Source organism: Glutamicibacter sp. St.4D3 (genome assembly GCF_059728615.1).
This window is the reverse complement of record NZ_AP039380.1, coordinates 1-19,759: the sequence shown is the minus strand read 5'-3', so window position 1 is coordinate 19,759 and position 19,759 is coordinate 1. Positions and strand designations below refer to the sequence as shown.

Sequence of the window (19,759 nt, the reverse complement as noted above, 5' to 3'; positions counted from 1 at the left end):
ATTACGAAAAATCCATGAATACATTTCCTACCCCTAGCTCGTGGCGTCCTTGACCAGGTCCCGGATCTCCTCGGGAGGCCCGGCCTCCAGCGGTCGCCAGCTGGTCAGTTCGGAGTAGGCGATGATGCGTTCACGGGTGGTGAACGGCGGATGGCAGCTGGTCATGGTCAGGATCGAGATGGTCGGTTCGGCTCCGTACTCGTGGGGCACCGGCAACAGCACTTCCCCGGCGCTGGGCGGGACGATCTCGGTTTTGCGCCAGGTGTAGGTGTAGTACCCCTGCTTGGTCTGCAGGTAGACCTTGTCGCCTTCTCCGAGCTTGTCGATGTCCCAGAAAACCTGTCCGTGCGTCTGGCGGTGGGCCGCGACCGCGAAGTTGCCCTGCTCCCCCGGCTTCTGGGTCGTGGGATAGTGGCCGATGCCCACGCTGTCGATCACATCGCTGCCCACTCCATTGGTGACCGGATGATGCGTTCCATTTCGGCCAAACTGCGGAAAATACATGATTCCGAAGGTCTCTGCATCGGCGATCTCCGTAACGGGGGCCGGTCCGTAGTCCTTTTCATCCACCGTCTCGGGGATGTTCACTTCGCCCAGGCTTTGCACCAGCTCACCGGTGGCCTGCTTCTGCGCGTGGGCCGAGTCAATATTCGTCCACCATAATTCCCACACAACGAAGAGCATCAACACAATTCCGAGGGTGATCAGCAGTTCCCCGAAAAACCCGAGCAGACGATTACCCACGCTGACGGGACGGCGGTCGGTTCGGCGTCCGGGCCGGGCAAGCGTTCGGTTCAAAGGGGCGGTCCTTAGCACGGGATACTTGGAGCAAAGTTGTTCGCATCATAGCCAGTTAGCCCCCGCGGGAAGCGGCGCAACGGCTAGTATGGAAGCTACGCGAAGTATGGATCGTCTTGTCGGTGATACTTCGTTCCTAAGACTACCGGGAACGCCGTGGCGAGTCCTGTTTAATACAATGAGCTGATGAAGCTAGGGAGCTATACATTGCCGGAATCGAAGCGTCGCACGAAGAAGCCCCAGGCCGCCGCGGAGCGCGCGGCGCGCAGCGCTGAGAGCCCGAATCCGGTTTGGTACAAGCCGGTAATGTTCGGGCTGATGCTCCTTGGCCTGGTCTGGGTCATGGTGTACTACATTTCGCAGACGCTCTTCCCCATCCCCAACATTGGTGGCTGGAACATCGTGATCGGTTTTGGCATTGCCATGATCGGCTTCTTCATGACCACAAATTGGAAATAGTTTCCGCAACACCGCTGTGGTCCGCAGCGTAGACAGCCTAAAGCCCGGCGGCCTGTGCCGCGGACATCAGAATCCGACCGAAACTGTCCAGTGCCCGCGAACCCATGGACCACCGTTGCCAGTACAGCGGCACCTCAATGCTCCATGCATCGTCAAGACGGTGCAGCTCAGGCAGCTGCCGCAGCTGCAGTTCCGGCAGCATCCCCCAGCCCATACCTGCCTCAATTGCCGTAGCGTAACGCCACGAGTCCGGGACATAGTGCGTCGCCACTCCGTCCCACGTTGACTGTCCGGTCACTCGCCCACGCAGCTGGGCTTGCAGCGGATCGTCGCGGTCAAAGATCACCACCGGGGCCACCGCCAGCCAGTCACGTGGCGCCATCCCGTCCCGGCGGGCAATGAATTCCGTTGATGCCACCGCCCAGTAGCGCATGGTTCCCAACTTTTGCACCGCGCATCCTTGCACCGCATCGGCGCTGGTCGTCACCACCCCACTGACCTCGCCCTTCCTCAGCAGTTCCGCGTTACGGTGCTCATCTCCCCTGCGCAAATCACAAATGAGGTCCTCGCGCCGACCCAGTTCCCGCAGAACGTCGATGAACCAAGTTGCCAGGGAATCGGCATTGACGCCAATGGTGATCCGTTGGGGCGTTTCCGCATGCTCCCCTTCCCCCAGATGCGTGTTCAGCTCTCTGCCCAGGGAGACGATCTGGCGCGCGTAGCGCAGCACCGTGACACCGGGCTCCGTGGGCCGCACCGGCTTACTACGCAACACGAGAATGGTCCCGGCCCGTTTCTCCAGTGCCTTCATGCGCTGACTCACCGCCGAAGCGCTGATCCCCAGGTCAATGGCGGCGCCATCGAAGCTGCCAGCCTCGATGACCGCCAGGAGAGTCTCCAGCTGCTCAAAATCGAAGTTCACATTAGCAACTCTAAAGTGTCCTAAGACTTTTAAGTTCGACAATAGTTATGAGGTTTTTCTACTGTTGCTACATGCTTGCTACACCTGCCCTGTTGGGCTTCGGCACCGGACTGTCGCTCATCGTCGCGATCGGCGCCCAAAATGCCTTCATCCTGCGCCAGGGAATCACTCGTCAGCACGTTTGGGTGGCGATCATCATCTGCATGCTCTCGGACATTGTCCTGATCTCTGCGGGTATTGCCGGCCTGGGTGCCCTGATAGAGCGCGCGGAATGGATCATGAGTGCGGCACGCATAGGTGGAGCACTTTTCCTGGCGCTCTATGCCCTCTTCGCGCTACGCCGCGCGCTCTCTCCCACGAGCATGGCTACCAAGAACTCCCCCAGCGAATCCTCGGCATGGAGAGTGGCTCTGACCACCCTCGCCCTCACCTGGCTCAACCCTCACGTCTACGTTGATACTGTTCTGCTCTTAGGTTCTATCGGCAACTCATTTGCCGGTGCCCGTTGGCAGTTTGGTGCTGGTGCCATCGTCGCCAGCTTGGTCTGGTTCACGGCCCTGGGTGTCGGTTCGCGTTATTTGGCGCGCATCTTCGCCAAGCCACGCGCTTGGCAATTGCTCGACGGGTTCATCTGCCTGTTCATGCTCTACTTTGCGATCCGCCTGGTCCTCCCCCTGTTCTAGGCGGAAAATCCCGCCCCGAGCCGCCGGCGACATCATCCTTGGCTAATAGGTGGGCGATTTGATTGCGCAGTTATCAACAGCTCTCCACATCTATCCACAGCACCTGTGGGAATCTTTCGCGACAACTTGTTCACAAAGTTATCCACAGCTGGGGAGAAGTCCGTCGGCGCCGCCCCCAAAAGAAGCGAAAACCCAGGGATCCCGGGAGGTGGAGGGAGAGGAATTACACGCCTGTAAGTTATTAACAGTGTGGATTACCGCTGTGGATACGAGCACTTTGAGTCACCAGGAATCCACATAAGTACATGTCAGCCTTGAGTCGTTTAAAAATTCGAATCAGCCGCCCCGAATGCGCCCATGCTCGGAAAACGTGAATCTACAGGCCCTGTTTAAAATTTATCCACAGGTGTGGAGATTCCTGTGTAAAATAGTTGAACGTCGGCCCTCCAGCCCCGGCAACAAGGGGATCCACGGTATCTAACAACCCGGTTCGGCTCGGGAATTACATGTGTGTAAGTTATTAACAGTGTGGATAAGCAGTGTGGATAAGGCGCTGGAGTAGTGTTCGAACTAGGCCAGTGGAAAACGAACGGCCACCGCTGCCAGATAGAGCATGCCCGTTACCACCACGCTGAGAATACCGAGCAGAACAAATTGCAAGGTCGTCCGCTGGGATCCCTTGGGGATAAGTACGATGGACGCTGCGGCAGCTAGGCCAAGCACTGCTCCGCCTAGGTGGCCTTGCCAGGAGATCCCGGGCACCACGAAGCCCATAACGACATTTAGCAGTAGGACAATGCCCATTTGGCGCAACGCGGTCCGGTTGGTACGGAAAACCACAAACAAGGCCAGGAACAAACCCGAGAGCGCTCCCGATGCACCCAATGTCGCAGTGTACGGGTCACTGAGAAGCAAGACGCCCAGAGAACCACCCAAGGCCGAGAGGAAATAGAGCCAGCCAAAGCGCACGCGTCCAAGACGCGGTTCCAGCAGCACCCCGCAGATATACACGCCGTACATATTCATGGCGATATGCAGCAAAGACCCCTGCGAGTGGGCGAAAGCGCTGGTCAGTACACGCCAGGGCTCCCAGTAAGCCAGTGCGCCGACGAGCACAATTTGCTGCGTGAAATTGGGGATGACCCATTGCAGGACATACATCAGCAAATTCACGCCGATCAGGGTGTAGGTCAACACCGGTTTTGCACTCGAGCGGGCGGTCCCACCAAACTCGGTCTTCGCACTGGGTATGGCCCTGTTGGCGTTGCGGACACACTCAATGCATTGCACCCCCACCGGGGCAGAGACCTGGCACCGTGGGCATACTGGTCGCCCACATCGATGGCAGGACACGTAGGAGATCTGGTCTGGATGTCGGTAGCACGTCGGTACCTGCGTTGATTCCGGTGAGACTTGCCCGTAGGACATGGGGGTGTTCCTCAGATATTTAGTGTTGGGGAAGCGGCGGGGACGTTAAAGGTATGGGCTCCGACCGCCACTTCAATGGCGACCGGAGCCCGCGGCGTCAATGACGCGAAGATCCTAGAGGGTCTCGATATCGATCGAATCGATGACGACATCCTCAAGCGGCTTGTCACGCCCGTCGGTGGCCACTGCGTTCAGCGAGTCGACGATCTTGCGCGAGTCCTCGTCAACAACCTCACCGAAGATGGTGTGCTTGCCCTGCAGCCAGGTGGTGGGAACGGTGGTGATGAAGAACTGGGATCCGTTGGTTCCACGACCCATACGAATGCCGGCGTTCGCCATGGCCAGCTTGTAGGGCGCGTTGAAGTCCAGCTCAGGGTTGATCTCGTCATCAAACTGGTAGCCGGGGCCGCCAAAGCCCTGGCCCAGCGGATCGCCGCCCTGAATCATGAAGTCAGAAATGATGCGGTGGAAGATCGTGCCGTTGTACAGCGGGGTATCGGTCTTCTTGTCGCCAGTTTCGGGATGCACCCATTCCTGCTCACCGGTGGACAGTCCCACGAAGTTCTTCACGGTCTTCGGGGCGTGGTTGCCAAAGAGGTTGACGACGATGTCGCCCTTATTGGTGTGGATTGTGGCTTTATGCGTTGCAATTGCGGTCATGCTCCTTATTCTCCCACGTTGAGACCGGCGACTGCCAAAGACACCTGTACGCGTTGAGTGAAAAACGCGGTAAAGGCGTGGTCTGGCGATTCTCGCATGGTGCGTCAGGGAGAAAGTGCATAGGCTGGATGAGTCGAAGGTCTTCCATTGGGCCGGCGCGTGGTCTAGCTAAAGGAGTTCACATGGAAAAGAAGAAGTTCGGGTTCGGCAAGTTCATGATGATCGGTGTGCTCGCCGCGGCCGTCGCCGCGTTAGTAGCGGTGTGGAAGGCGTCGAAGCCGATTGAAGACCCCTGGCAAATGCCTGCCCCTTCGACTGAGCCGCAGTCTCCGGTGGCAAAGTCCACGGAAGCCGAGACCGAAGACATTCGCAGGCTGGCATCCGAATAACAAAAAAGACCAAGCCAAGCACGTGTATTCCTTTAAGGGAATGCACGTGCTTGGCTACTTTTACGGTGATTCGAGGGGCACAGTGGGTGGCTCGGGCTTGGCTTGTCCGCGGACCACCAGAACTAGGCCGCCGAGGATCACGATCAGGCCCAGGATGGTTCCGGCGGGCACGAGCTGGCCGATCATCAGGGCCGCGATGAATGCCGCCCCGGGGATCTCGAGCAAAATGAGAGTCGAGACCGTCAGTGGACCGAGGATGCTCAGCAAATGGTTTAGGGCCGTATGACCCAGAAGCTGCGAACACACGGTGAGTGCGACGATGCCAAACCATCCCCAGGCGTCAAAACCCCAGATCCGCTCCCCGGCCAGGAGGCAAATCGCCAGCAGTACCAGGGAGGTCACGGCATAGCAGACCGATGCGTAGGCACCGGTTGACATTGTCCGCCGCGCCACCGATCCCGCTAGGGTATATGCTCCTGCAAGCATTCCTCCGAGGATAGCCAGAAGGTCACCGAGAATGGCCTCACGCCCGTGCCCAAGATCAAAACCGGTGATGATCACGACGCCGGTGATGGACAGCGCAATTCCCAGGAACACCATGCGGGTGTAGCTAACTCCCCGCAACCGTTGGAACACCACAATCCAGACACCCTGGATGCAGACCAAGGCCGTTGCGGCCGCCACCGAGGTCATGCGCACTGCGTACATGAAGCAGACGAAGTGCAAAGCCAAGCAGACTCCGGCGATGGAACAAAAGGCCCATTCGCGTCGACCCATGCGGCGAAACGAGGTCGGGTCCCGGTGCAGTGTCGGCGCCACCAGCACCGCGGTGGCGCCGAAGTTCCGCCACAAGGCCATCGCCAAGACGGGAACACCGGGAAACGCCGCAATCAGCGGGCCGGAGGCGGAGACTCCCAGGACGCCTACGATCACAAGAAGGATGGTCACCAACCAAGGCTACATTTCCACCCCGCTGTTGGCCGCCTCGCGAGTCCTATGTTGCCGCAAGGCGCTGTAATCGCCTGTGGCCGGCTAGTTCTTGGATGCGCCTGCTGCCTCCGCGTTCTGGCGCCGGCGTTGCCAGAACGCGGCCACGAGGGCTCCTGAGAGGTTGTGCCAGACGGAGAACACCGCGCCTGGAAGAGCGGCTTCAGGGGAGAAGTACTGGGTTGCCAATCCGGCGGCCAATCCCGAGTTCTGCATTCCCACTTCGATGGATACGGTGCGCTTGGACCCCTCGGGCAACCGTAGTGCGGCTCCGACTCCATAACCCAGCAGCAGTCCTGCCGCGTTGTGCAGGATCACTGCAACCAGCACCAGCAGCCCGGCCTGCAAAATGGTCTGGGCACTGCCGGCAACGATGATGGTGACCACGAATGCGATCGCCAGTACGGAAACCCAGGGCAGGGCCTTGAGGACGGCTTCCACTGCCCGGTTGAACATCAACCGGATGACCAGGCCCAGCAGGACCGGAATCAGCACAATTTGAACTACGGTGCCGGCCATCGACCCGGCAGCCACCGGCAGGTACTGCCCTGCCAGCCACAGCGTGAGCAGGGGAGTGAGCAGTGGTGCCAGCAGGGTGGAGATACTGGTCATGGCCACGGACAGTGCCACATTCCCGCGTGCTAGGTAGGTAACGACATTGGAGGCGGTGCCGCCGGGGGCACAGCCGACCAGGATGACGCCGGCGGCCAGCGCGGGATCCAGGCCCAGCAGCGCGGCGATGGCCCAACCCACCAGCGGCATGATGACAAACTGGGCGCAGACCCCGCCCAGCACCGGAAGCGGGTGACGCAGCACCATCCCGAAGTCCGGCAGGGTCAGGGTCAGTCCCATGCCGAACATGATCACCATCAGCAGCGGATTAATCAACGGGGACAGCGGCTGGAAGGCTGCGGGCATCAGCATGCCGGTCAGCCCGCCAAGCAGGATCAAGGCGGGAAAGAGCAGTACCGCGGTGCGTGCACTGCGGGTTTCGTTTTCCTGCGCGGCATCAGCGGTGTATGGGTCGTGCGTGGGCATGTGCAATATCATGGCACGGCGGTGCACGAACGCGAAGTTCACCCGGGGGAGCCGAGCGGTTCATGAAGCGGCCATATGCGCCTTCCACGATGGGTGGCGTGAAGGTTAGCATCGTCGCCGAATCGTTCCTGCCCCACACCAACGGAGTCACCAATTCGGTGCTGCGCACCCTGGAGCATCTGCGGGCCACCGGCCACGAGGCCGAGGTGATCGCCCCTGCCGCTTCCCAGGCGCGGCAGCGTCGCGGGAGGGGAGTTCCGGGGCAGTACTGCGGCTTTCCGGTACGCACCCTGCCCTCCATGTCCCTGGCCAGCTATCCCAGTGTCCGGTTGGCCGCTGGCCCGGTCGGGGTGTTGCGCCGCATGTTCCACGCCTCGGCCCCGGATGTCGTCCACCTGGCCAGTCCCTTCGTGCTGGGTTGGCGGGCACTGCGGGCCGCGGGGGAGCTGGGCCTGCCCACCGTGGCGGTCTATCAGACCGAGGTGCCGGCCTATGCCCGTCCGTACCGCGTGCCCTGGCTCGAGGCCCGGTTGTGGGAACATGTGCGGGCCATTCACCTGGCGGCGGACCTGACCCTGGCCCCCAGCACGTTCTCCCGTTCGCAGCTGCAGCAGCTGGGGGTGGGACGCGTCAAGCTGTGGCGCCGGGGCGTGGACACCGCCCTATTCACCCCGGTGCGAAGAAACGAGCAACTGCGGCAGCGCCTGGCGCCCGGCGGGCAGCGGATCATCGGCTACGTGGGACGCCTGGCAGCGGAGAAGCAGGTCGGCGACCTGCGGGTACTGGCTGGCCTTCCCGGCACGCGGCTGGTGATCGTCGGTGACGGGCCGTTGCGTAAAAGCCTGCAGCAGCAGCTGCCCGGTGCCGTTTTCCCCGGCTTCCTGCGCGGCAGCGAGCTGGCCGAGATGTTGGCCTCCCTGGATCTGTTCGTGCACCCGGGGCAGTCGGAGACCTTCTGCCAGACCATCCAGGAGGCCATGGCCAGTGCGGTCCCGGTGGTGGCGGTTGGACGCGGGGGACCGGTGGACCTGGTCTCTTCCTCGCACAACGGCTGGCTGTATCAGCCCGGGAACCTGGTGCAGCTGCGTTCCCAGGTGGCCGATCTGATCTATGATGACGCCAAGCGCGCGGCGTTCTCCGCAGCGGCGTTGGAAAGCGTCCAGGAGCGCTCCTGGGGCCGCATCGGGGATCAGCTGCTCGGCCACTACGTTGCCGCCGCAGAGCACGCATTGACGGGCCGCTGAGCGTTTTCTCCTGGCAGGCGCCGGGAACCTGGCGTGATTAAAGCAAAAATCCCATCCGGTGTGGGATGGGATTCTCTGTGCTGGTGGAGGTAAGGGGACTCGAACCCCTAACCCTCTGCTTGCAAAGCAGATGCGCTACCAATTGCGCCATACCCCCGCAGGGATCAGGATACCTTGTCGGTGACCTGCTGCCAGGTCTCCTTGGTTTCCGAAGAACCCTTGGCCTTCTTGATCAGAACCGCTGCAGCGGCCGCGATCGAGCCGAGAATCAGGATCTTTTTCATTTTCCCTCTTTCCCAGTGGCAAGGTTTCCGTGGGCGTACCAAGACTTGAACTTGGGACCTCTTCGTTATCAGCGAAGCGCTCTAACCGCCTGAGCTATACGCCCTTGCCATTCCCTTCGGAACGAAATAAAACATTACCGGGGTTTTGGCCCGGACACAAATCGAGCCCTGGTGGCATCCATCACAGATCCCTCCAGGGCTCGAAAAGCGCGTTGCGGTGCGTGTTTAGTCGTCGGTCAGGGTGACTCCGACGCCGCCGACCAGCGAGGCAGCGATGTTGTACAGGACCGCGCCCAGCATCGAGAGCACCGAAATGACCACCACGTTGACCACCGAGAGAATGGTGGCGTAGGAGGCGACCTGGCCCAGCGAGAACGCGTCACGCAGGTCGAAGCCGCTGTCGGCGCCGATCGCGTCGCGCATCAGCTGGTTGAAGCTGTCGAACGTGCCGGTCAGATCCAGCACCGCCCAGAACGCCACCGCGGCCACCACGGTGACCACGCCGAAGGCGACCGAAAGCAGGAAGGCGAGCTTGAGCACCGAGAACGGCTCCACCTTCGACACCAGCAGCCGGGCCTTGCGCACCTTGGCCTTCGGAGCCGGACGCACCAGCTTCTCCTGGCTGCCGGCCGGTCGGGCGTTGGCCGGAGCGGGACGACCGGCTGCCGGGCGGGCGGCGCCTGCGGGGCGGGCCTGGCCGGCGGCGGGCCGGGAACCGGTGGCCGGACGCGCGGTGCCGGTGCCCGGGCGGGCCGCCGGACGGGGCTGGTTGCCGCGCGGGGCGGTGCCCTGCGCCGGCCGTTTCACCTGAGTGGTCCGTGGTGTCGCATTGCCTGATTCACCATTACCGCTCGGGCGAGGCGTCGATGGTGTACTCATGCGTTACCTCCGTCAGTGCTTTCATCCGCGGTGCCCTCGGTGGGGGTGTGATCGTCCTCGGATGATTCAGTGGTCGTATTTTCTGGGTTCAACGGTACTGCACTTTCCTCCAAGTTCTCTTCGAGCTCTTCCTCGGAGTTCTTGGCCACCGCGATGATGTGGTCCTTCTTGCCGGGCTTGGCGAAGATCACGCCCATGGTGTCACGCCCCTTGGATGGGACCTGGGAAACGGCCGAACGCACCACCTTGCCCGACTGCATCACCACCAGCACCTCGTCGCTTTCCTCCACGATCAGCGCGCCGACCAGTTCACCGCGCTCCTCATTCAGCTTGGCCACCTTAATGCCCAAGCCACCACGGGATTGCACACGGTATTCGGAGACTTCGGTGCGCTTGGCGTAGCCCTCGTTGGTGACGGTGAAGACGTAGGATTCATCACGCACCACATCGGCGGCCAGCAGCTCGTCCCCGTCGCGGAACTTCATGCCGGTCACCCCGGAGGTGGCCCGGCCCATCGGGCGCAGTGCGGTGTCCGTGGCGGTGAAGCGCACCGACTGTCCCTTGCGTGAGACCAGCATCACGTCATCTTCGGGGGTCAGCAGCTGGGCGGAGACCAGCTCATCGCCCTCCCGCAGCTTGATCGCGATGACCCCGGCGGTGCGGTTGGTGTCGTAGTCCTCCAGGCGGGTCTTCTTCACCAGCCCGTCGCGGGTGGCCAGCATCAGGTATTCGGCGTCCTGGTAGGTGCGCAGATCCAGCACCTGGGCGATGTGCTCATCAGGCTGGAAGGCCATCACGTTGGCCACGTGCTGGCCCTTGGCGTCCCGGCTGGCCTCGGCCAGCTCGTAGCACTTGGTGCGGTAGACGCGGCCGTGGTTGGTGAAGAACAGCAGCCAGTTGTGGGTGGAGGTGACGAAGAAGTGCTCCACCACGTCGTCCCCGCGCAGGCTGGCCCCGCGGATGCCCTTGCCGCCGCGGGCCTGGGAGCGGTAGTTGTCGATCCGGGTGCGCTTGACGTAGCCGCCGCGGGTGATGGTCACGACCATCTCCTCCTCGGGGATCAGGTCCTCGACGCTCATGTCCCCGTCGTAGCCCATCAGGATCCGGGTACGGCGCTCATCCCCGTGCTTGTCCACGATCTCGGCCAGTTCCTCCGAGACGATCTCCCGCTGGCGGGCCGGGTCGGCGATGATCGCCTTGAACTCGGTGATCATGGTTTCCAGCTCCGCATGGCGGTCCTGGATCTTCTGGCGCTCGAGGGCCGCCAGGCGGCGCAGCTGCATGTCCAGGATGGCGCGGGCCTGCTCCTCGTCGATGTCCAGCAGCTCCATCAGCCCGTCGCGGGCGGCCTCGGTGGTGGAGGAGCGGCGGATCAGCGCGATGACCTCATCCAGCGCGTCCAGGGCCTTGAGCAGCCCGCGCAGGATGTGGGCTTCCTCCTCGGCCTTGGCCAACCGGTACTGGGTGCGGCGCACGATCACTTCGATCTGGTGGGTGACCCAGTGGCGGATGAATCCGTCCAGCGGCAGGGTGCGCGGCACCCCGTCGACGATGGCGAGCATGTTCGCGGAGAAGTTGGACTGCAGCTCGGTGTGCTTGTAGAGGTTGTTCAGCACCACCTTGGCCACCGCGTCACGGCGCAGGATGATCACCAGGCGCTGGCCGGTGCGGCCGCTGGTCTCGTCGCGCATGTCCGCGATGCCAGAGATCTTCCCGTCGCGCACCAGGTCGGCGATCTTCATCGCCAGGTTGTCCGGGTTGGCCATGTACGGCAGTTCGGTGACCACCAGGCAGGTGCGGCCCTGGATTTCCTCCACGTTGACCACCGCGCGCATGGTGATCGAACCGCGGCCGGTGCGGTAGGCGTCGGCGATGCCCTTGGTGCCCAGGATCATCGATCCGGACGGGAAGTCCGGGCCCTTGATGCGCTGCATCAGCGCGGCCAGCAGCTCCTCGCGGGAGGCCTCAGGGTTCTGCAGGTACCACTGCACACCCTCGGCGACCTCGCGCAGGTTGTGCGGCGGAATGTTGGTGGCCATGCCCACCGCGATGCCCGAGGAGCCGTTGACCAGAAGGTTCGGGAAGCGGGCCGGCAGGACCACCGGCTCCTGGTTCTTCCCGTCGTAGTTGTCCTGGAAGTCAACGGTGTTCTCGTTGATGTCCCGGACCATTTCCATGGCCAGCGGGGCCATCTTGGTTTCGGTGTAACGCTGGGCGGCGGCCCCGTCGTTGCCCGGGGAGCCGAAGTTGCCCTGTCCCAGGGCCAGCGGGTAGCGCATCACCCAATCCTGGATCAGGCGCACCAGCGCATCGTAGATCGCGCTGTCGCCGTGCGGGTGGTACTGGCCCATGACCTCGCCGACCACGCGGGCGCACTTGTTGTAGGCGCGTTCGGGACGATAGCCGCCGTCGTACATCGCGTACAGCACGCGCCGGTGCACGGGCTTGAGCCCATCGCGCACGTCGGGCAGCGCACGCCCGACGATCACGGCCATCGCGTAGTCCAGGTAGGACCGCTGCATTTCGGTCTGCAAGTCAACCTGGTCGATGCGGTCCAGCACGTCGCCGCCGTCGGCCACGATCTCCCCGTCGACCGGTTCGCTGCCAGGAGTCTGCTCGTCGCTCATTTCATCCCTTTGGGTAAGTCAAGCTTTTAGGTAGTCACGCCGTCATGCGGCGAAGTGTCTGCGCGGAGCGCGCCTGGGACTAGATGTCCAGGAAGCGCACGTCCTTGGCGTTCTGCTGGATGAAGCTGCGCCGGGATTCGACGTCCTCGCCCATCAGTACGGAGAACACCTCGTCGGCGGCGGCCGCGTCGTCCATCGCCACCTGGCGCAGGGTGCGGTGTTCGGGGTCCATGGTGGTGTCCCACAGCTCCGAGTAGTCCATCTCGCCCAGGCCCTTGTAGCGCTGGATGCCGTTGTCCTTGGGCAGGCGCCTGTTCGCGGCCTGCCCGGCCAGCAGCGCGTCGTCGCGTTCCTTGTCGGTGTAGACGAACTCGTGCGGCGCGTTGGACCACTTGATCCGGTACAGCGGCGGGGAGGCCAGGTAGACGTAGCCCTGCTCGATCAGCGGGCGCATGAAGCGGAAGATCAGGGTCAGCAGCAGCGTGGTGATGTGCTGGCCGTCCACGTCCGCGTCGGCCATCAGCACGATCTTGTGGTAGCGCAGCTTGGCCATGTCGAATTCCTCGCCAATGCCGGTGCCGAAGGCGGTGATCATCGCCTGCACCTCGGCGTTGCCCAGTGCGCGGTCCAGGCGGGCGCGCTCCACGTTCAGGATCTTGCCGCGCAGCGGCAGGATCGCCTGGGTGTGCGGGTCCCGCCCGCGCTTGGCCGAACCGCCGGCCGAGTCACCCTCGACGATGAAGATCTCGCATTCCTCGGGGTTCTTCGAGGAGCAGTCCGAGAGCTTGCCCGGCATGCCGAAGGACTCCATGGGGGACTTGCGCCGGGCGTTGTCACGCGCCTTGCGGGCGGCGACGCGGGCCTGGGAGGCCAGCTGGGCCTTGCGGATGATGTCCTTGGCCGAGCCCGGGTTGCGCCCGAACCAGTCGCCGAGCTGGTCGTTGACCACGCCCTGCACGAAGCCGCGGGCAATCGAGTTGCCCAGCTTGGTCTTGGTCTGCCCCTCGAACTGCGGTTCGGCAAGCTTGACCGAGACCACCGCGGTCAGCCCCTCGCGGGCATCGTCGCCGGTGAGGTTGTCGTCCTTTTCGCGCAGGATCTTGTTTTCCCGGGCGTAGCGGTTGATCAGGCTGGTCAGCGCGGCGCGGAAGCCCTCTTCGTGGGTGCCGCCCTCATGGGTGTTGATGGTGTTCGCGTAGGTGTGCACCGATTCGGCGTACGCGGTGGTCCACTGCATGGCCACCTCGATGCTGATTCCGCGTTCGGTGTCCTCGGCCTCGAAGGCGATGACCTCATCGTGCACCAGCTCGACCTTCTTGGCCTGGTTCAGGTGCTTGACGTAGTCCAGCAGGCCGTTTTCGTACAGGTAGTCCACCACGCGGGGCTTGGGGTCGGCGTCCTGCCCGGCCTCGTCGTCCTCCAGCGCGTCCTCGGTGTGCAGCACCCGTTCGTCGGTCAGCCGGATGCGCAGCCCCTTGTTCAGGAACGCCATCTGCTGGAAGCGGGCCCGCAGCGTCTCGAAGTCGAACTCGGTGGTGTCAAAGATGTCCGGGTCCGGGTAGAAGGTCTGGATGGTGCCGGTTTCCTGGGTTTCCTCGCCCCGGGTCAGCTCCTGCTGGGTGACCCCGCCGTTGGCGAAGGAGATCCGCCAGGCATAGCCCTCACGGCGGACCTCGGTCTCCACGCGCCGGGACAGCGCGTTGACCACGGAAATGCCTACGCCGTGCAGGCCCCCGGACACGGCGTAGCCGCCACCGCCGAACTTGCCGCCGGCGTGCAGGATCGTCATGACGACCTCAACGGTGGGTTTGCCCTCGGTGGGGTGCACGTCCACCGGGATGCCGCGTCCGTTGTCCTCCACGCGTACCCCGCCATCGGCCTGCAGGGTCACCTCGATGGTGTCGCAGTACCCGGCCAGGGCCTCGTCCACAGAGTTGTCCACGACTTCATAGACCAGGTGGTGCAGCCCGCGCGGTCCGGTGGAGCCGATGTACATGCCGGGGCGTTTGCGGACGGCCTCCAGGCCCTCGAGCACCGTGATGTCCTGGGCTCCATAGGTGTGTTCAACTTTGGAAGACATCGATTCCGTGGAGCTGGGGCTGTTCGCTGGCTCCTGCGGTGAAGCGTTTTCGGTAGACACGGGTGCTACGTACTCCTCGAATTTTGATGCGCTGGCCGATGCTTCCGGTTGATCCGGAAAGACGCGGCCATGTTCCTATGCCCTGACCGGAATGAATCGCAACACTCCCGCGCGGGCACACTTACACCAATTCTACCCGGTTTATGGAAAAATGCTGGGATCGGCGTCTCAAAACAGGCCGCTAAACGCACAAAATCCTGCATCTAAGAGGTTCGGGGACCGCAACTGAGGGGGGATGCATGCACCGGGGGCGTGAGAGCGCCACATGGCACGCCAGCAATTTCTACCCGTAGGTGTCCCGCGGACCACGGCCGGCGACCGAACGACTGCCATGGCGCCAGGAGGGGGCGTTGGGACCCAGCACCTTGATCACGGTGACAATTCCTGGCCCCAGCTCCGCGTCGAAGCGCTTGAGCAGTTGGTGGGTCAGCAGCCGCAGCTGGGTGGCCCACGAGGTGGAATCGCAGCGCACCACCACCACCGTATCCGCAAAGGACTCGGGCTTGCAGTGGGCAGCCACGTCGTGACCCACGATCTCTTCCCAGCGTCCGAGCACCGAGCCCACGGCCACCTGGGTTCCCCAGCCGCGGGTTTTGGACAAACGGGAAATCACTTCGCCAATGACCCTGGGGTCCCGGCCCCCGTCGGCGGCCTTGCGGGGAGCCTTGTCCCCGGACTTGCGTGCCGCCTGGCGCTGCTGCACGCGGGCCATGCGTGCGGCATCGATGCGGGTTTCCCCGCGTTCCTCGGCCAGACGGCGCATCCGGTTTAGCAGTGCCTTGGCCGGGTCAATCTCTTCCTCAGACGTCATCGACGTGTCCCGGACTGACCTGGAAGAAACTGCCCTTGAGCGTGGGAGGTACATCCTCGGGCACCGCCGCCGTGACCAGCACCTGCTCCGCGCCGGCAACAATATGGGCCAGGCGATCGCGGCGGGTGGCATCCAATTCGGCGAAAACGTCGTCGAGGATCAGGATCGGCCCGGATCCCGGACGCGGGTCGTCATCGCCGAACACGCGGTAGGCGGCCAGGCGCAGCGCCAGTGCGAAGGACCAGGTTTCGCCGTGAGAGGCGTAGCCCTTGGCCGGGGTGCTGCCCAGATACAAGGCCACGTCGTCGCGGTGCGGGCCAAACAATGTGATCCCCCGCTCCAGCTCACGGTCCCGGTTGGATTCAACCATGTGCAGCAGCTGTTCCTGCAGCTGCTGCTGGGTGAGGCCGGGCAACTGCGAATGATCCAGTTCCGCCTCCGGACCCTCTCCACTGATCGAACTGAGGTATTGGGTGCTCGCGCTCTTGGCGCCGTCGGCCAAGTCGGCGTAGGCCGCCGCCATGTAGGGCTCGAGCAGTTCCAGCACCCGAAGCCGTCCGTGCATCAACCTTGCGCCCATGGCGGCCAGTTGCAGGTCCCATGCCTGCAGGGTTGCTTCCTGCGATGAGTTGAGGGTGGTGCGTCCGCGCACCGACTTCAGCAGCGCATTGCGCTGCTTGACGATGCGTTCGTAGTCGTTCTTTGTGGCCACTTCCGCTGGGCGCAGGGAAAGCAACAAGTCATCTAGGAACTTGCGGCGGTTGGACGGGTCACCCTTGATCAAGGCCAAATCCTCGGGGGCGAACAGTACGGTGCGAACAATCCCCACGATTTCCCGCGCCCGCACCGGATTGGCGCGGTTGATCCGCGCCCTGTTGACCTTCCCGCTGGTGATTTCAACCTCCAGCGACGTGACGCGCTCGGCTCGATGCAGGGCTCCGCGGATAATGGCGCGCTCGGCACCGAAACGGATCAGAGGTGCATCGTTGCTCACCCGGTGCGATGACAAGGTGGCGAGGTAGCCGACGGCCTCGACGATATTTGTTTTGCCGACCCCGTTGGGACCGATCAGTACGTTGATCCCCGGAGCCAACCGCACATCGGCTTGCGCGTAGGAGCGAAAGTCGGTGAGGGAGAGTTGCGAGATGTACACCAAGAGTCCTGAAATGAAAGCGGTGAGGGCTGCCTGCCCCCCCACCGCAAAGGTAGTTAGTTCGCGTTCGGAAGGCGCACAGGCATGACCAGATACCGGTACTGGTCCTGATCGTCATCCTCGGCCGAGGCCTGTCCGGTCATCATTGCCGGCTTAGGTGCACTGGTGAATGAGAAGCGCACGTAGTCAGTGTTGAAGGATCCCAGCCCTTCACCCAGGTAGGTGGGGTTGAAGGCGACGGTGATGTCTTCACCGGAGAGCTGGGTTTCGATTGCCTCTTCGGCCTGGGCGTCTTCCCCGGTTCCAGCATCCAACGTCAGCTGTCCGTCGGTGAATGCCATGCGCACTGGAGTATTTCGTTCGGCCACCACCGAGACGCGGCGAACCGCCTCAATGAGTTCGTTGGTGCGCACGGTCGCATGAATCGGGGTGTTTTCGGGGAAGAGCGAGCGGATCTTGGGGTAATCGCCGTTGATCAGCAGCGAGGTGGTGCGCCGGTTGGCGCTTTCGAAACCGACCATTTCGCCGTTCTCGCCAATGGCAATCTTCAATTCTCCCGCTGAGGCCAAGGTCTTGGCGACTTCATTGAGCGTTTTGGCCTTGATGAGCAGTGAGGTTGAGATTTCCGGCTGGGCAGGCTTCCAGTGCAGCTCACGCATGGCCAATCGGTAACGGTCGGTGGCCAGGAACGTTATCAGGTCATTTTCAATTTCAACCTTGATCCCGGTCAGAACCGGAAGGGTGTCGTCCTTTGAGGCAGCAACAATCACCTGTGAAACTGCTTCGGCGAAAGCTTGACCGTCCACGGTTCCCGAGACTTCCGGGAGTTTGGGCAGTTCAGGGTATTCATCCACCGGCATCGTTGCCAGATGGAACCGTGAGCGACCGCAGGTCACCGTGATCTTTGACCCTTCGGTTTCAATCGTCACGGTGGACTGAGGCAAACTTCGGGTGATGTCCGCCAGGAGGCGTCCCGAAACGAGAATCGAGCCTTCTTCGGAAATGTCAGCGGGAATTTGGATATGCGAGGAGATCTCGTAGTCGAATCCCTCAAGCCGAACCATTCCTTGATTGGTGGTCAGCAAAATACCGGCTAGGACCGGCGACGGCGGACGCTGCGACAAAGACCGAGCGGTCCAGGACACGGCTTCAGCCAACACATCCTTTTCAACGCTGAACTTCACGAATCAATCCGCCTTTCGGAGCGCACTAGCTTGCCAGCAAGCCTTTGAGGTCAATCTCTACCGAGTTCTTAAGCATAGACAACGAACCACGGAGCAAGGTCAATCTTGCCATGTTTAGAGCTATTGCTCTCATCGAGAAAAGCTGATCGCTCCGGTAAGTGGCTCGATGTGATGTCACGAGGTTCCTGCGTTGTCCAGAATGTCTCCGACATCAGCGACAGCTGATCTTGGTGTTCGGTGAGAGGAATAGGTCGGGGGAACAAGGACTCGTTATTTGAAGGCCTAAGGGTTTAAAGGGGGAGTGTTAATAACCCTTGTGGATCCTGTGGATAACCGATTAAAGGGCAGATCGAACCCAGATTGTGCATGTGAACAGTCTGTGGTTTCAAGTGGAACTCAGTTCCACGAAGGTGTTGATACTCAGTTTCACGATTTTTTAGATCCACAGCGACCCCCTGAGTTATCCGCAGAGAACTCAGGAGCTGTCACCAGTTCATCCACAAATCTATCCACAGCTGTGGTTTTCGGTCCTAATGTTCGCGCTGGCTCTGTTTGATGCGGTTAGTTAGCTCTGTGACCTGGTTGAAGATGGCACGACGTTCAGCCATGAGTTCGCGGATTTTGCGATCGGCGTGGATCACCGTCGTATGATCACGTCCGCCCAGCTCCGCACCGATCTTAGGAAGCGACATGTCGGTCAATTCCCGCAACAGGTACATGGCGATCTGTCGCGCGGTGACCAAAGTACGCGTTCGCGACTTGCTGTTCAGCTCGTCAATAGTCAAACCAAAATACTCGGCGGTCTGTTTGATGATGGTGGAGGGAGTGATCTCCTGCGCGCCGTCTTCGCTGATGAGATCCTTCAGCACGGTTTCCGCCAGCGTCAGGTCAACCTGCTGATTATTCAGGGAAGCGAACGCCGTCACCCGAATCAGGGCGCCCTCCAGTTCGCGGATATTTGTAGAGATCCTGGAAGCGATGTACTCCATGACGTCACTGGGTGCGGACAGGTTCTCGGCATCTGCCTTTTTACGCAGGATGGCGATACGTGTTTCCAGCTCCGGAGGCTGAATATCCGTGAGTAGACCCCATTCGAAGCGGGAACGCATCCGGTCCTCGAAGCCCTGTAGCTGTTTCGGAGGCAGATCGGAGGTAATCACTACCTGCTTGTTGTGGTTGTGCAACGCATTGAAGGTATGGAAGAACTCTTCCTGGGTGGCATCCTTATTCGCGAGGAACTGGATGTCGTCAATGAGCAGGATGTCCACGTTGCGATAGGTCTGCTTGAAGCTTGCGCCCTCGTCATCCCGAATTGAATTGATGAAATCATTTGTGAACTCTTCGGAATTTACGTAGCGAACCCGAATGCCCTTATACAGGTGGCGAGCATAGTGGCCAATGGCGTGCAAGAGGTGAGTCTTGCCCAGTCCGGAATCTCCATAAATGAATAAAGGATTGTAGGCCTTGGCCGGCGCTTCGGCGACCGCCACCGCTGCGGCGTGGGCGAAGCGGTTGGAGGAACCGATCACAAACGTGTCAAAAATGTATTTCGGATTCAGACGACCGAACTCTTGAGAATTCGATGGGGGAGTCGGCTGCGGCGCCGGCTTGGGACGTGGGCCGGTAGGCTCTGGCCCGGTGTCTTCTTCGATGGCTGCGGCAGCAGCGACATCCTCGGCCTTCTCTTCTTCCTCAGAATCTGCCAGCGTCAGATCAACACTGACTGCACAGCGAATCTCGTCCTGGAAGACAATGCGCAGTGCATCGTCAAGAGGTTCGCGCAGTTGCGTCTGGAGAATATCGCGTGTGAGATCGTTGGGCACTGCTACCAAGAGAGTGCTGCCGATCAGACCCTGGGCCTTGGCCAGTGATACAAACGGGCGGTAGCGCGCCTTGACCCGGTCGTCATCCTCGATCTGGCGGATCACCTGACGCCATGAGCTGCCAATGGTATTGGTCTCGTCGGTGCTCACGTAGGTGCTCCACTTCCTTCAGTTTGTGCAATTCTCATCACATTTCGGTCGCCCTGGGGGCCGAAAACGCTTGGCAATCGCGGGACATCGACTCTGATTC

At 61.7% G+C, this 19,759-nt stretch carries 18 protein-coding genes and 2 tRNA genes; 4 read left to right on the top strand and 16 right to left on the bottom strand.

The window, feature by feature from the left end; genetic code table 11:
• Window positions 1-33: 33 nt before the first annotated feature.
• The gene (locus tag AC6I21_RS00100; RefSeq protein WP_497762833.1) at window positions 34-798 is read right to left on the bottom strand and encodes a class E sortase; all 765 of its coding nucleotides are present in this window, start codon (window positions 796-798) and stop codon (window positions 34-36) included.
• A 207-nt stretch (window positions 799-1,005) separates the two neighbouring features.
• Between AC6I21_RS00100 and AC6I21_RS00095 the strand changes: the two genes are divergently transcribed.
• On the top strand, window positions 1,006-1,257 hold the full coding sequence (locus tag AC6I21_RS00095; protein ID WP_054820827.1) for a cell division protein CrgA: 252 nt from the start codon (window positions 1,006-1,008) through the stop codon (window positions 1,255-1,257).
• Window positions 1,258-1,294: 37 nt separating this feature from the next.
• On the opposite strand, the gene AC6I21_RS00090 is transcribed toward AC6I21_RS00095, so the two are convergent.
• The gene (locus AC6I21_RS00090; protein WP_343832189.1) at window positions 1,295-2,179 is read right to left on the bottom strand and encodes an ArgP/LysG family DNA-binding transcriptional regulator; all 885 of its coding nucleotides are present in this window, start codon (window positions 2,177-2,179) and stop codon (window positions 1,295-1,297) included.
• A gap of 71 nt (window positions 2,180-2,250) precedes the next feature.
• On the opposite strand from AC6I21_RS00090, the gene AC6I21_RS00085 reads away from it, so the two are divergent.
• The gene (locus AC6I21_RS00085; RefSeq protein ID WP_360028964.1) at window positions 2,251-2,862 is read left to right on the top strand and encodes a LysE/ArgO family amino acid transporter; all 612 of its coding nucleotides are present in this window, start codon (window positions 2,251-2,253) and stop codon (window positions 2,860-2,862) included.
• 570 nt (window positions 2,863-3,432) lie between these two features.
• On the opposite strand, the gene AC6I21_RS00080 is transcribed toward AC6I21_RS00085, so the two are convergent.
• A complete protein-coding gene (locus AC6I21_RS00080) occupies window positions 3,433-4,059 on the bottom strand; it encodes a rhomboid family intramembrane serine protease (RefSeq protein WP_360028965.1) in 627 nt (208 codons plus the stop codon).
• A gap of 345 nt (window positions 4,060-4,404) precedes the next feature.
• Window positions 4,405-4,950, bottom strand: coding sequence for a peptidylprolyl isomerase (locus AC6I21_RS00075; protein WP_138176427.1), 546 nt, complete (start codon window positions 4,948-4,950; stop codon window positions 4,405-4,407).
• 182 nt (window positions 4,951-5,132) lie between these two features.
• Here AC6I21_RS00075 and AC6I21_RS00070 point away from each other — a divergent pair, with 182 nt between their 5' ends.
• Entirely contained in the window at window positions 5,133-5,339 is a 207-nt protein-coding gene (locus tag AC6I21_RS00070; RefSeq protein WP_497762832.1) for a hypothetical protein, read from the top strand.
• 60 nt (window positions 5,340-5,399) lie between these two features.
• Here AC6I21_RS00070 and AC6I21_RS00065 read toward each other — a convergent pair whose 3' ends face one another.
• A complete protein-coding gene (locus AC6I21_RS00065) occupies window positions 5,400-6,287 on the bottom strand; it encodes a DMT family transporter (protein ID WP_497762831.1) in 888 nt (295 codons plus the stop codon).
• 84 nt (window positions 6,288-6,371) lie between these two features.
• A complete protein-coding gene (locus tag AC6I21_RS00060; RefSeq protein ID WP_497762830.1) occupies window positions 6,372-7,364 on the bottom strand; it encodes a bile acid:sodium symporter family protein in 993 nt (330 codons plus the stop codon).
• Window positions 7,365-7,462: 98 nt separating this feature from the next.
• On the opposite strand from AC6I21_RS00060, the gene AC6I21_RS00055 reads away from it, so the two are divergent.
• Window positions 7,463-8,608 (top strand): glycosyltransferase family 4 protein, encoded by a 1,146-nt coding sequence (locus AC6I21_RS00055; protein WP_497762829.1) that lies wholly within the window; start codon window positions 7,463-7,465, stop codon window positions 8,606-8,608.
• Between the two features lie 81 nt (window positions 8,609-8,689).
• Here AC6I21_RS00055 and AC6I21_RS00050 read toward each other — a convergent pair.
• The 10 genes from AC6I21_RS00050 to dnaA form a co-directional block, all read right to left on the bottom strand.
• Window positions 8,690-8,765: transfer RNA gene (locus AC6I21_RS00050), tRNA-Ala, on the bottom strand.
• A 7-nt stretch (window positions 8,766-8,772) separates the two neighbouring features.
• Window positions 8,773-8,892: a DLW-39 family protein gene (locus AC6I21_RS00045; protein WP_212743898.1), complete on the bottom strand. Its 120-nt coding sequence runs from the start codon at window positions 8,890-8,892 to the stop codon at window positions 8,773-8,775.
• Between the two features lie 30 nt (window positions 8,893-8,922).
• Window positions 8,923-8,996, bottom strand: a tRNA-Ile gene (locus AC6I21_RS00040).
• Between the two features lie 121 nt (window positions 8,997-9,117).
• Window positions 9,118-9,771 (bottom strand): DUF3566 domain-containing protein, encoded by a 654-nt coding sequence (locus AC6I21_RS00035; protein WP_138925379.1) that lies wholly within the window; start codon window positions 9,769-9,771, stop codon window positions 9,118-9,120.
• Window positions 9,768-12,398 carry a DNA gyrase subunit A gene (gene gyrA, locus AC6I21_RS00030; RefSeq protein ID WP_360028968.1) on the bottom strand — a complete coding sequence of 877 codons (2,631 nt, stop codon included), beginning with the start codon at window positions 12,396-12,398 and terminating at the stop codon, window positions 9,768-9,770. Before gyrA ends, AC6I21_RS00035 begins: the two co-directional genes overlap by 4 nt.
• Window positions 12,399-12,477: 79 nt before the next feature.
• A complete protein-coding gene (gene gyrB, locus AC6I21_RS00025) occupies window positions 12,478-14,478 on the bottom strand; it encodes a DNA topoisomerase (ATP-hydrolyzing) subunit B (RefSeq protein WP_138176439.1) in 2,001 nt (666 codons plus the stop codon).
• A gap of 343 nt (window positions 14,479-14,821) precedes the next feature.
• On the bottom strand, window positions 14,822-15,349 hold the full coding sequence (locus AC6I21_RS00020; RefSeq protein ID WP_497762828.1) for a DciA family protein: 528 nt from the start codon (window positions 15,347-15,349) through the stop codon (window positions 14,822-14,824).
• Window positions 15,339-16,502 carry a DNA replication/repair protein RecF gene (gene recF, locus AC6I21_RS00015; protein ID WP_446754463.1) on the bottom strand — a complete coding sequence of 388 codons (1,164 nt, stop codon included), beginning with the start codon at window positions 16,500-16,502 and terminating at the stop codon, window positions 15,339-15,341. Before recF ends, AC6I21_RS00020 begins: the two co-directional genes overlap by 11 nt.
• 56 nt (window positions 16,503-16,558) lie before the next feature.
• The gene (gene dnaN / locus AC6I21_RS00010; RefSeq protein WP_138176445.1) at window positions 16,559-17,686 is read right to left on the bottom strand and encodes a DNA polymerase III subunit beta; all 1,128 of its coding nucleotides are present in this window, start codon (window positions 17,684-17,686) and stop codon (window positions 16,559-16,561) included.
• A 530-nt stretch (window positions 17,687-18,216) separates the two neighbouring features.
• Entirely contained in the window at window positions 18,217-19,659 is a 1,443-nt protein-coding gene (dnaA, locus tag AC6I21_RS00005; RefSeq protein WP_054820493.1) for a chromosomal replication initiator protein DnaA, read from the bottom strand.
• Window positions 19,660-19,759 lie beyond the last annotated feature (100 nt).